This window comes from Blastococcus mobilis (genome assembly GCF_900188025.1).
Lineage (GTDB): Bacteria > Actinomycetota > Actinomycetes > Mycobacteriales > Geodermatophilaceae > Blastococcus_B > Blastococcus_B mobilis.
Map to the genome: position 1 here is coordinate 1 of NZ_FZNO01000051.1, position 11,630 is coordinate 11,630.

General features: G+C 69.2%; 13 protein-coding genes and 1 pseudogene. 9 read left to right on the forward strand and 5 right to left on the reverse strand.

Annotated elements, in window-relative coordinates:
* The first annotated feature begins 377 nt into the window (after window positions 1-377).
* Window positions 378-890, forward strand: coding sequence for an HNH endonuclease (locus CHB94_RS23685; RefSeq protein ID WP_089339005.1), 513 nt, complete (start codon window positions 378-380; stop codon window positions 888-890).
* A gap of 20 nt (window positions 891-910) precedes the next feature.
* Here CHB94_RS23685 and CHB94_RS23690 read toward each other — a convergent pair.
* Window positions 911-1,721, reverse strand: a pseudogene (locus CHB94_RS23690) (IS5 family transposase).
* A 330-nt stretch (window positions 1,722-2,051) separates the two neighbouring features.
* On the opposite strand from CHB94_RS23690, the gene CHB94_RS23695 reads away from it, so the two are divergent.
* The 5 genes from CHB94_RS23695 to CHB94_RS23715 all read left to right on the forward strand — a co-directional run bounded on the left by CHB94_RS23695 (window position 2,052) and on the right by CHB94_RS23715 (window position 5,159).
* On the forward strand, window positions 2,052-2,342 hold the full coding sequence (locus CHB94_RS23695; RefSeq protein ID WP_089339006.1) for an SH3-like domain-containing protein: 291 nt from the start codon (window positions 2,052-2,054) through the stop codon (window positions 2,340-2,342).
* A complete protein-coding gene (locus tag CHB94_RS23700) occupies window positions 2,335-2,613 on the forward strand; it encodes an SH3-like domain-containing protein (RefSeq protein WP_089339007.1) in 279 nt (92 codons plus the stop codon). Before CHB94_RS23695 ends, CHB94_RS23700 begins: the two co-directional genes overlap by 8 nt.
* Window positions 2,610-3,200: a nitrile hydratase subunit alpha gene (locus tag CHB94_RS23705; RefSeq protein WP_089339008.1), complete on the forward strand. Its 591-nt coding sequence runs from the start codon at window positions 2,610-2,612 to the stop codon at window positions 3,198-3,200. The genes CHB94_RS23700 and CHB94_RS23705 overlap by 4 nt, the downstream gene beginning before the upstream one ends.
* Window positions 3,201-3,444: 244 nt before the next feature.
* Window positions 3,445-4,250 (forward strand): IS5 family transposase gene (locus CHB94_RS23710; RefSeq protein ID WP_089339017.1). Its coding sequence is split into 2 segments (ribosomal slippage): window positions 3,445-3,784 and window positions 3,784-4,250, totalling 807 coding nucleotides; the frame shifts between segments, so codons are not numbered across the junction.
* A gap of 285 nt (window positions 4,251-4,535) precedes the next feature.
* On the forward strand, window positions 4,536-5,159 hold the full coding sequence (locus CHB94_RS23715) for a nuclease-related domain-containing protein (RefSeq protein ID WP_176445729.1): 624 nt from the start codon (window positions 4,536-4,538) through the stop codon (window positions 5,157-5,159).
* A gap of 118 nt (window positions 5,160-5,277) precedes the next feature.
* On the opposite strand, the gene CHB94_RS23720 is transcribed toward CHB94_RS23715, so the two are convergent.
* A complete protein-coding gene (locus CHB94_RS23720) occupies window positions 5,278-5,682 on the reverse strand; it encodes an NUDIX domain-containing protein (RefSeq protein WP_089339010.1) in 405 nt (134 codons plus the stop codon).
* A gap of 265 nt (window positions 5,683-5,947) precedes the next feature.
* On the opposite strand from CHB94_RS23720, the gene CHB94_RS23725 reads away from it, so the two are divergent.
* Together CHB94_RS23725 and CHB94_RS23730 are read left to right on the forward strand one after the other, a co-directional pair.
* Window positions 5,948-6,259, forward strand: coding sequence for an ArsR/SmtB family transcription factor (locus CHB94_RS23725; protein ID WP_089339011.1), 312 nt, complete (start codon window positions 5,948-5,950; stop codon window positions 6,257-6,259).
* Window positions 6,256-6,681, forward strand: a complete 426-nt coding sequence (locus tag CHB94_RS23730) for an SRPBCC family protein (RefSeq protein ID WP_089339012.1) — start codon at window positions 6,256-6,258, stop codon at window positions 6,679-6,681. The genes CHB94_RS23725 and CHB94_RS23730 overlap by 4 nt, the downstream gene beginning before the upstream one ends.
* 124 nt (window positions 6,682-6,805) lie before the next feature.
* On the opposite strand, the gene CHB94_RS23735 is transcribed toward CHB94_RS23730, so the two are convergent.
* The 3 genes from CHB94_RS23735 to CHB94_RS23745 all read right to left on the reverse strand — a co-directional run bounded on the left by CHB94_RS23735 (window position 6,806) and on the right by CHB94_RS23745 (window position 10,055).
* Complete coding sequence (locus CHB94_RS23735; RefSeq protein ID WP_089339013.1) at window positions 6,806-8,296, reverse strand: peroxidase family protein; 1,491 nt, start codon at window positions 8,294-8,296, stop codon at window positions 6,806-6,808.
* Window positions 8,297-8,760: 464 nt separating this feature from the next.
* Window positions 8,761-9,798, reverse strand: coding sequence for a serine hydrolase domain-containing protein (locus tag CHB94_RS23740; protein WP_089339014.1), 1,038 nt, complete (start codon window positions 9,796-9,798; stop codon window positions 8,761-8,763).
* Window positions 9,799-9,818: 20 nt separating this feature from the next.
* Window positions 9,819-10,055 (reverse strand): helix-turn-helix domain-containing protein, encoded by a 237-nt coding sequence (locus tag CHB94_RS23745; RefSeq protein ID WP_217899489.1) that lies wholly within the window; start codon window positions 10,053-10,055, stop codon window positions 9,819-9,821.
* 768 nt (window positions 10,056-10,823) lie between these two features.
* On the opposite strand from CHB94_RS23745, the gene CHB94_RS23750 reads away from it, so the two are divergent.
* Entirely contained in the window at window positions 10,824-11,609 is a 786-nt protein-coding gene (locus CHB94_RS23750; protein ID WP_217899490.1) for a GNAT family N-acetyltransferase, read from the forward strand.
* The last annotated feature ends 21 nt before the right edge of the window (window positions 11,610-11,630 follow it).

Here is an 11,630-nt window from a genome sequence, read left to right on the forward strand (position 1 = left end):
GAACCTCACCCGCACCCGGGACAGATCGTGCGATGCTCGCATCCGTCAGATGCCCTCTCGACTCGTGGAACGTGCGACCTCAGCAATCGCATCGTCCCTGGTCGGAGGGCATTTGATCTTTAGGGCACGCCGCTGCTCACCACGTCAGGCGGTGTATCCGGGCTAAGTCTAAGGTGTCGAATCTCGAGTCGGACGCTCCGTATAGGTCACACCATGCGGAAGCGCCGTTCCTGCTTTCTGTCCCTCGCCTTGACGGGGTCCGGGTCGTGAAGGTCACCCAGCGTGACGGTCTCAGTGGTTCCGTATCGCCCTGCTGGGCGACTGTGGAAAGCGTCGGCGATTCCTAACCTCACGGATATGCGCTGGCGGCCGGACAGATGAGCGAGGAAATCCGATCGCTGACGCAGTCAGTGGGCGCATCCAATACCTTCGCCGACGACGTTATAGGCGACATCTGGGTGCAACTGCAGGAACACCCCTGGCTTGGCGCGCTTGTGGCCGTCTTGGTGGTCCAGACGTGCGTTCGGGCGGCCCGCGACTTCATTCATTCCGTGCACACGCGTGATGCGGTACGCACATTCCCCCGGGCCGACAAGATCGCCATCCTATCCCGCGCCGGCGGACGCTGCGAGCATCACAGCTGGCTAGCTGGGCGCTGCGACGAGACCGTCGGGCTGGAGGCGGACCACATCCATCCTCACAGCCGCGGCGGTTGGACCGCCCTCGCCAATGGTCAGGCGCTATGTCGGCGACACAACAAGGCGAAGGCCGCACGCGTGCCCTGGGGCTGGGAGCTCGACCGGCTCGACCGACGCCGCGCTGACTACTTTCCCTCGGGGGTGCCCACCCAAGTGGTGCGACACCGTCCGCGCTCTACCGCCTCTGCATGAGGTTCTATGCCCCTAAGAACTCATTTCAGAACGACGGGTAGCTGTCGGTAGCAGATGAGGGCGCAGGCCAGCTGGAGTAGGCCGAGGTGGATGTCGGCGCGGCGTTCGTAGCGGGTGCGGAGCCGCTTGAAGGCGTGCAGCCACGCGAAGCCGCGCTCGACCACCCAGCGCTGCCTGCCCAGGCCGGAGCCGTGCGCGACGCCGCGGCGGGCGATCCGCGGGGTGATCCCGCGTTGGCGGAGCTGACGGCGGTAGATGTCATGGTCGTAGCCGCGGTCGGCGAACAGCTCGCGCGGGCGGCGGCGCGGCCGGCCACGTCGCCGCGGATCGGTGGCACGGCGTCGAGCAGCGGAATGAGCTGAGTGATGTCGTTGCGGTTGCCGCCAGTCAGGGTGACCGCGAGCGGGATGCCGCCGGCGTCGACGATGAGGTGATGCTTGGAGCCGGGGCGACCGCGGTCGACCGGGGACGGGCCGACATCGGCCCCCCTTTGAGCGCGCGGATGTGCGAGCCGTCGACCGCGCACCGGTCCAGGTCCAGCTCGCCGAGCGCGCGCAGCTGGTCCAGCAGCTGCTTGTGCAGGGCCGGCCAGACGCCGGCCGTGGTTCAGTCCCGCAGCCGCCGCCAGCAGGTCACCCCGGAGCAGCCCACCAGAGATGTGGGGAGCTGGTTCCAGGTGATGCCGGTCTTGAGCACGAACACGATCCCGGCCAGCGCGGCCCGGTCATCGATCGGCCGGCGCCCCGGATAGCGATGACGGCGCGGCTTCGGCGGCGGCAACAGCGGAGCGACCCGCTCCCACAGCCCGTCCGGCACGAGCTCCTCGATCACCCACTACAGCCTCGACAGGCCCGTCCGGCGGCCGAAGGAGGCGCGCCGAGTCATCTTGAAACGATCTCTAAGCGGCCCACCGTGGGACACCAGGGACCCATGGGCCTGGTCCCATAATCCCGACCTGCAGTCGGCCGGCTGCGCGCCTTGTGAAGGCGAGGCGCGTGGAAGGTCAGCTCCAGCGGCAGGTCCTCCGGCGCGGAGGCCTCGGTGTCCTGGCGACGCACGTCGACCAGTCCCGAAAGGGGAACTTGCCGGCGGAGCCAGTTAGTGGTGCCTGGTCAGCGACTCCTCTTTCGTGCGACGGCCCTGGCAGGGTAGGAAGGAGCGGTGAGCCGCATCAATGATGTCGGTGGGATGGCCGGGTTCCCAGCGATCACCGAGGAGTCCGACGAGCCGCCATTCCACGCCGACTGGGAGGCTCACGTCTTCGCCCTCAACGGCGCGCTGATCAAGCGGGGCGTCTACAACCTCGATGAGTTCCGTGACGCGATCGAGCGGATGTCGCCGGAGGAGTACCTCGCCGCCTCCTACTACGAGCGCTGGTTCACCGCAATCACCATGCTGCTGATTGAGAAGGGCGTAGCTTCGCCAGAGGAGCTGGACCTGCCGCATGGCTGATCTCGCCCCCGGCATGCGCGTCCGCACGCGCACTGCCGACCCCGACGGCCACACCCGGCTGCCCCGCTACGCTCGCGGCGCCGTGGGTGTCCTGGTCGAGGAGGCCGGCGTACACCCGCTGGCCGACGACCGGGCCCGAGGCCGCGCCGGCACGCCTCAGCCGGTCTGGCACGTGCGGTTCGCGGCCGCCGACTTGTTCGGCTCCGGTGACCACACGGTAACCGTGGAGCTGTGGGGCGAGTACCTGACCCCGATCGAGGAGCACGCATGAGCGGCGACCACACCAGCTCGGTCATCTCGGCCCAGGTGCGCCACGTCGAGGCGCTGCTGGAGAGCCGGGGTCTGCTCGACAACGGCGAGATCGACGGACGGATCGACAAGTTCCTCACCCGTGGATCACCGGCCAACGGTGCCCGGATCACCGCCCGCGCCTGGGTCGACGCGGGCTTCTCCGAGCGGCTTCTCGCCGACGCGAACAGCGCGATCCGCGAGGTCGGGCTGTCGATGGCCGGCGGGCTGCAGGAACAGCGGCTGAAGGTGGTCGTCAACACCGTCGAGGAGCACAACGTTGTCGTCTGCACGCTGTGCTCCTGCTACCCGCTCGCACTGCTGGGTCCCTCGCCCAGCTGGTACAAGAGCGAGGCCTACCGCTCGCGGGTGGTGCGCGATCCGCGTGGCGTGCTGCGCGAGTTTGGGCTCGAGCTGCCCGAGCGGACGCGGATCTCGGTCTGGGACGCCAGCGCCGAGTCGCGATACATGGTTGTGCCGCGCCGCCCGGAGGGCACCGAGGGGCTTTCGGAGGAGCAGCTCGCCGCCCTCGTCACCCGCAAGGGGCTCATCGGCACCGCCGCTGTCTGATGGAGCGCCGAGCCCGACGCCCGACCGGTCGGCATGCAGAGGCGCGTGGCGCCCCGCGACTGATAAACGACCAACAAGTCACCGTGGAGAACCCGCGATGCGTGGCTCTTCGGCGATGGAGGCTGCCCAGCGGAGGCGCCGACGGCCTTCCTTCTACGGCCGCGGGTGTCCCTTAGAGATCGTTTCTGAATGACTCCGGCGTGGCAGCCGGGGGCTCGCGCGGGTCCTGAGCAGCCTGATGTGGGTGATCGAGGAGCTCGTTCCTGACGGGCTGTGGGAGCGGATCGCTCCGCTGCTTCCACCGCCCAAGCCACGTCGCTACCGCTATCCGGGCCGCCGGCCGGTCGAGGACCGCGCCGCGCTGGCCGGGATCGTGTTCGTGCTCAAGACCGGGATCAACTGGAACCAGCTGCCCACGCCCCTGGTCGGCTGCTCTGGCGTGACCTGCTGGCGGCGGCTGCGCGACTGGACCGAGGCCGGCGTCTGGCCGGCCCTGCATGAACTGCTGCTGGACCAGCTGCGCGCCCACGGCGACCTGGACCTGGACCGCTGCGCGGTCGACGGCTCGCACGTGCGCGCCCTCAAAGGGGGGCCCAAGTCGGGCCCTCGCCGGTCGATCGCGGGCGTCCGGGCTCCAAGCACCACCTGATCTGCGACGCCGGCGGCATCCCGCTGGCCGTCAGCCTCACCGGCGGCAACCGCAACGACGTCACTCAGCTGATTCCGCTGGTCGATGCCATCCCGCCGATCCGCGGACGACGCGGGCGGCCCCGCCGCCGGCCACGGGAGCTGTTCGCCGACCGGGGCTACGACCACGACATCTACCGCCGTCAGCTGCGCACGCGCGGCATCACTCCGCGGATCGCTCGCCGCGGCGTCGCCCACGGCTCGGGACTGGGCCGCCACCGCTGGGTGGTCGAGCGCGGCTTCGCCTGGCTGCACTCCTTCAAGCGGCTCCGCACCCGCTACGAACGGCGAGCCGACATCCACCTCGGCCTACTTCAGCTGGCATGCGCGCTGATCTGCTACCGCCATCTGCCGTCGTTCTGAAACGATCTCTTAAGCCGCCCTCAGGGACAGGCCCGAGGCCTAGGTCCGCCGTCACCGCACAGAGATGGGGCAGCGAGGACCTCAGGTTGGCTGGCCAGCCGGCCGATAGAAGGGTGTGAGGCGCATCCGGAATCACCGCCACCGACCGCTGAGCCGGTGGCAGGAGACCCGACGCCGACGGCGGGCCTCTGCCTGGACCGCGACCTGCGAGCCCGTCGGCGGCAGCTGCTGCGGACCCGCTGGCGTGCGCTGGCCTGTGCACTGGGCGCCTTCGCCGTGTCCGGGGTGCTGGTCGCGACGCTGGTACGCCATTGGCCCTTCCTGGTCGGCCTGGTCGTGGGCGCCTACCTCGGGGCGGTCACCGTGCTGCTGCTGGTGTTGCTGGCCATCGCCGACGGCAGCCTGCTTCCCCGGCTCGGCCGCGCGCTGGAAGACGAGGTCGGCATCGAGCTGCACAAAGCGCCCGGGGTGTCTTCCGTGGTCAGCGGCGTCTCCTTTGCTCACCGCGATATCGACCACGTCGTGCTGGCCCGGACTGGCTGCTTCGCCGTGGAGGTCAAGGCCACCTTCGGTCGCCGCCGACGCCTGCACGAAGTGCCGGACCTGCCCGGCAAGCTCGCCCAGGCCCGCGACGGCGCTCGCCAGATCGAACGCCTGCTGGCCAGCCGCGGCGTGCCGCTCCCGGTGACTCCGGTGCTCATCCTCACGAGCTCTGGAACCCCGAAGATGACCGTGGCTGAACGCCACGATGACGTACTCGTCGTCGCCCTTCGCCACGGCCACACCTGGCGACAACAGTTCGCCGGCCTCGACCCCACCCTCGACGAAGCCACCGCCCAAGTTGCTGCTGCAGCACTGCTGGCCTACCGAAGTCAGCGAACCGACTACGAGCTGGCCCGCAGCCGCTGAGTCCGACTGCGTCGACCTGACCTGTACCCGGTAGAGAGCTGACCCACGGTGTTGTCCCGCAGGCGGATCCTCATCGGGACGAGAAGGATCGCTCACCGGGCACAGTGCGCGCGATGTCTCAACGTGCATTCTCCGTCAGTAGCCTTCCAAGCAGATCCGCGTAACCGGGGTGGGCCAGCCGCAGGCCAGGGAGCTCCGCCGGACTAATCCAGCGGACCTCGTCGTGTTCTTCAAGGCAGCGATTGACTGGCACCCCGGCCCAGGCGCGGACAAGCCACAAGCCGAGTTGTAGATCGGCGACGGGATCGGTGATTCGCGCGACCGGATCGGCTTCCACGGCCGTGACCTCGACGCCGAGTTCCTCGTGCAGCTCCCTGCGGAGAGCGTCGAGCTCACTTTCGCCATCATCGACGTGGCCGCCAGGGAGATCCCAGACGTCCGGATACCACCGACGGCTGGCAGCGCGATGCCCCAGGAGGACCCGGCCCGCCTCTACGAGAGCGCCCGTGACGACGTGATGCACTTGGTCAGTCGATCACCGCGGCAACCGACCGCGCCAGCCGCGACCACAACCGCACCACGGTTAGAGCCGCGAGGCCAGCCACCCCCGCTCGACCACGATCACACCGCCACCGACCAGCGCTGGTCCGGTCCTCTGCCTCGTCCCTCTCATCGATCCCTCTGCGATCCGCGCAGCGCGGTGCATCTGACACCAGGCGGCCATGAATACGCCGCCAATGTGTCGGAGATAGTTGACATGTCGGAGATGTCCGACGCATCATCTCTTCGTGCCCGATGATGCGGTCTTCCTCGCACTGGCCCACCCGGTACGGCGGCGACTTCTGCAGATCCTCGCCGAGGGTCCGCGGATCGCCGGAGACCTGGCCGAGCAGTTCGACCTGAGCCGTCCCGCGGTTGCTGAACACCTGCAGATTCTGCGGCGAGCGGCCCTGGTCCGCGACGAGCAGGTGGGCCGCCAGCGGCGCTACCACCTGACTGCGGAGCCGCTCGCGGAAGTCGAGGACTGGCTGCATCCCTTCGAGCACTTCTGGCGGGCGCGCCTGCGCTCGTTTGCTGACATCGCTGAGGAGAACACGTGACCGAGACCAACGCAGCCGCCCGCTCGGGCGCCATCGAGGTCGACCAGTTCGTCGACGCCACCCCCGCCCGGGTGTGGCAGACGCTCACCGAGCCGCAGCTGCTGGCACGCTGGTGGGCGCCCGGCGACATCGCTGCGCACGTCGGGCACCGGTTCCACCTGGACATGCCCGGCTGGGGCCAGGTGCCCTGCGAGGTGCTCGAGGTCATCGAGCAGGAGCGCCTGGTGTACACCTTCAACACCACGTGGACCCTCGCCTGGCGACTCGTCCCCGAAGGGACAGGCACCCGGCTGCTCCTCGAGCACACCGGCTTCGCTCTTCAGGACAAGCGAGAGCGGGACGCGCTCGAGCGCATGGGCCCCGGCTGGCGCGAGGACGTCCTACCCCGACTGGCCGACGTCGCGACCGGCCCACAGGTCTGAAGCCAAGCCTTGCGGCGCATGGTCGCCCATGCGTGACCATGCGCCGCAAGCGCATCCCTCGCCGGGACGCCCTCCTGAGTTTGTCCGGGGTGCTCGGCCAGACGGCCGCCTGGCCGAGCACCGGTCACACGGGGCCGGCTCCGGCGAAGCGCAAGAGGTCGGCGATGGTGAACTGACCTGCTGTGGCAGACGGCAGGACCGGCGTCCACCCGGTGTCGTCCTGCAGCAGGCTCGACGAATCGTCCATCGCCAGCCCGATGAGCACCTCGGCGACGACGCGTGCGCCCACTGGTCCCAGCCGCGCTCCTCCGCCCAGGACCTCGGCTTCGCGCAGGAGGTAGAACCACAGCGGCACCGGACCAGGCTGTCCGAGCTCGTCCGATGTAAGCACGTGCACCGACTCGCCGATTCTGCGACCGACGGCGTCGGCGAAGTCTTGACCGCAGGGCAGTCCGAGCGCCTGGCCGCGGAACAGATTGAGCAGGGCGATCGATCGCCGCTGCTCGTCGACGTCCACGGGCGGATGGGTCAGCGACGGAGCCAGCCGGCCGTCGAGTCGCATCGACGGCTGAAGCGTGCCCGAGGCCGGCGTCCCGGGCGGGACAGGTGCCCCGTCCAGGCCGGGGAAGAAGCGCTCCCACTCGACGCGCAGTGGTTCCGGCAGTCGACGGAAGCCCCTCAGGTCGGCACCGCCTGCGTCGGCGGAGAACAGGGGCAACGGGCTGGGATTGCTGCTGTTGAGGACGTAGGAGTCCCGCACCAGGGAGTGCCCGAAGCGGTAGGCGGCAGCCGAGAACTCGATCGGGATGTAGGGGTCCTTGAAGCGCAGGTTGTACAGCTTGAGCCCGGCCTTGTAACGCTTGCCGGTTCGTGTAAGGACCGCCTCGACGGTCTCCGGCCCGACGATCCTGGGAAGCAGGTCGTGCAGGACGATCCACTGGTAGTGCCAGCGGACCAGCCGACAGGCGGTCTGGAACTCCGACTCGTCCCCCCAGCGGAGCGCCGGGTTGCTCCGGACATGACTGACCACGGCGTTGTGGAAGGCCACGAAGGCCAGATGCAGCTGGCTGATGATGACGTGGACGTCGTTGCGCGGATCCCCGATGAGCGCCCGTTCCTGACTGTTGCGAGGCAGGTCCAACCCGGACAGGCGCGGACCGGCCGGCGCGCCGTCGACTAGCAGCAGCGCCTCGTCGTTCCTGTTGTAGAGGTACGGGCTCGCCTTCGGCCCACCGCCGTAGATGCTGTCCAGGTCGAACCGAGGGGTGCGGAAGTTGCGGACGGCCTCAGCGTCATCCACCCGGTCCAGCCGGCTGGTGGGGTCGAAGGTGATGTCATGGTCGACGAATTGGGCGAGATACGTGTAGCCGGCCGGCAGGGCGGGGTTGTCGGCCGCGGTCGGCTGGCCCGACCATCCTCCCCCTCCGCTGTCGTCCACCATGCTGGCGGCGAGAGCGGTCAGGGTGGCGTCGGGAAGCTCCAGCGGCTTCAGTCCGTCGATCAGCCAGCGGAAGCGACCCTTGTCCGCCCGCGGCTCCGGAGGTGCTCCGAGGCCACGGAGACGAGGCCCGCCGTGGTGATCGAGCGGGCGCTGAACGGTCGGGCTCTCTGTCATCGGTCCTCCGAGGTGACGGTTGACCGCGCATGAAAGGCGCGATCACAGCACGCAAGTGCTGCGGCGCGGACAGTAGCCATCGGGTACGACATTCGGCCGCCACATGGGAACTCGCACAAGACGCTGTGGGCATCCTCGATCGGCGAGCCGATGATCACCGCAAGGGGATCCCCTTCGGCGCGGCACCGCGCAGTGCGCGGCATGGTCGGGCGGAGCCCGGCGCGCGGCACGAGCGGACGCTTATCGACCCCCAGGCCTGGCGTTTGGTCACACGACGCGATAGTCGAGCAAGACAGCCCCTTGTGCGGTCGCTGAACCGGCGTGCAGCGACAGCGGCCCGCCGGAGCATGCGGAGGTGGCTGCAGGGGGTCGCCGTGCGGCTCGTGACAGCCTGTCCCGGGCCTTCGGAAGCTCGGCACGTCGCAACAAGACCGGTGAGCTGCCGAGCGCAGCTCACTTAGTTGTTACCGATCGTCCTTGGCTACGGACCTCGGCGCGCTTTCCTGGGGTCGGCCCTGCGCGAGGTCGAAGCCGAGGCGATCGACGCTGCGGGCTGTGTTGGACAGCACGACCGCGGCGCTGCCGTGGTCGGGGGCGAAGCCGGCGAAGGACCGGAAGCCCCAGGTGCCGCCGTTGTGCCAGACCACCCGGCCGTGGGCTGGCGTGCTGACGATGAGCCAGCAGAGCCCGATCTGAACTCGCTTGGCCACCTCCGCCCTGGGCTGCTGGGCCAGGGTGAGGGCCTCCCCGATCCCGCCCGGCGGCGGCTGGAGGCAGGCTGCCAGGAAGCGCAGCATGTCCTCGGTGCTGGAGCGCAGGCTGCCCGCCGCGGGCATGAGGTCCTGCAGCGGCGGACGCGGCCGCCCTCGCCGCGAGTGACCCGCGAGTAGCCGGCCGGCGTGGGACGCGGGAACGGTCACGGCCGTGTCGGTCATTCCCAGCGGCTCCAGCACCCGCTCGGTCAGCAGCCGCTCGTAGGACGTCCCGGCGCGGGCAGCAAGGGCGTCGCCGAGCAGCCCGACCGCGAGGCTGGAGTAGCGGCCTCGTGTACCGGGAGGTCGCCGTGGACTCTCGGCGGCCACCAGGCGGTGGTAGTCAGGCTCGGTCACCGACGCCCAGGGGTCCCGGCGGCTGAGGCCCAGGGCATAGCGCAGTTCGTCCCGGCGCATCGCCCCCGGGGTGTTGGGCAGTCCGCTGCGGTGGGTGGCCAACTCCAGCAGCGTCGGCTCCCGATGGCGCCAGGCCGGCCGAGGGCCGGGCAGATGGACCGACAGCGGGTCGTCGAGGGCGACCTCGCTGCGCAGGACCATGTCAGCCAACAGCACGCCGGTGAAGACCTTGGTGATCGACCCGATCTCGAACAACGTCGACCCGTCGGGCGCCGCGCCGTCTGCCGACCAGCCGGCAAAGGCGCGCTTCCCGCCACGGACGATCCCCACGGCGACCGCGCGGTGTCCCTTCCTGCCGAGCGCCGCGACCCGCCGGTCGAGTTCCTCCTCCATGCCGGTCACCGCCTGCCCGGTCAGTCCCCAGCCCGCAGCCCGAGTAGGCCGCGGCCGCCGTACTTGCGGTGCACGGTCTGCTCGGACACCCCGAGCTGACCTGCGACCTCCGCCCAGGACATGCCCAGGTTGCGGGCGCGCCGCACCAGCTGAGCCTCCGTGCGCTCGGTCGCCCGGCGCAGCTTTGCCACCGCCCGCAGCGCACTCCGGGGGTCGTCGTCACCCGCCGCCCGGGCCAGTACGGTCAACTCGGTCACCTCCACGACAGGCTTCCCATGCTCCGTCAGCACATGCTGACGGCCACGGTAGTCGCTTTGGCAGCTCTATCCAGCGCACCGGCCCCGCAACCATTGCTGGACAGTCATATGGTCATACACTAAGCCAGACCGCGAATGGTTTCACAACATATTTTGATTTTACTGCGCCGGTAACCCGTTTCGAGGCCGTCGTTGGCCTCGTCACCGGTAGCGCGGTCCCGGATCAACAAGTCCAGTTCGAGTTGGTAGGAGTGATGTCCGGCGGAGGAGAGAGGCAGCTCTTCATATCTGAAGTGATCTATCGCGGCGCTACCGCCGAGGTGAACACGTCACTGGACGGAGTGATCAGACTCGGCTTTCGTTCAATTCCGGTCGGCAATGGCGGTGGTCCGCAGGGATCCGCAGGCTGGGGCGACGCTCGGGTGACAAGCCCGACACCCTTGCTGTGCCCCTAGAAGGCCTTAGTCTTCCACCGAGCATCTAGACGAGTCATCGTGCGAGGCGCACGGATTAATCGTCATCGACCTCCACACCGGGTCCGCGTCCTCATCGAGACGGACCCAGGACACCGACCCCTTGATTCGACCGGCGATGCGAACGCGCCGCAGAATTCTCGTCGCCTGTCGACATTGAATACGCCAGCGGTGTCGGAGTACTGCGGCGTGGGTATTGCGCTGGTTACGCCTGAGTCCACTTGCCGCTGCCTCGCCCCTCACCGATCCTCAAGCGGAACGCGTCTCGGCCAACCAACTGCCATAGGGTCGAAGCGTGCCGCTACGCGCTGATCCTGATCATGACGGAATGTCGCTGTTGTGCGCACCCGACGGCGAGGTGCTCGCGCGCCTGAGGTTGCGCGACGACGACGGCGAGCAGGTGGCCGCCGGGGTTACGCCGGTCGGGCGGTCCCTAGTCCCTGTGGTCGCGCAGGCGCGCCTTGACCTGGCTGGTCTACGCCTGGACACACCCGATGACGACTTGGTAGCGGTCCTGCTCGCCGACGGGCTCGTGCTGGAGCGCGCGTCTACGACACTGCGACACGACCTCGTGGGGCTACCCGAGCCGGCCGCGTTGCCCGCCGGGTGGTCGTGGTTGCACGCGGGTTGGGATGAGGACCTCGCGCGGGCGCTGGAGGCGGCGTACGCCCCGGGTCACCCAGACGGCCGCTGGACGCCAGCGGATACCGAGGCCGTTCGCGAGATGGTCGAGCAGGGTCGTCCCGTTCCAGCGCTCGTGCCGGCCTCGGCTCGTGTCGTCGGCCCGGACGGTCGCAGCGCCGGTCACGTGCTCACCGCCGGACCGGTTCCCTGGACTGAGGACGAGTGCGGCTGGGTGCTCAACCTGGCAGTCGCGCCGTGGAGCCAGGGCCGGGGTCTCGGACGGGCTCTTCTCGACCGGGCCTTACACGGCACCTTGCAGGCGGGCCTACCGACGTTGGATCTCTCGGTCGTGGACGGCGGACCGGCTCGGCGGATGTACGACGCGGTCAAGTCCGCTGACGTGGTGTATCGAGCTCGGTCACACCGCGTGATCTGTGCTGGTTGGGTCAGGCGCTGAGCGCCGGGAGGGTCGGGGCGG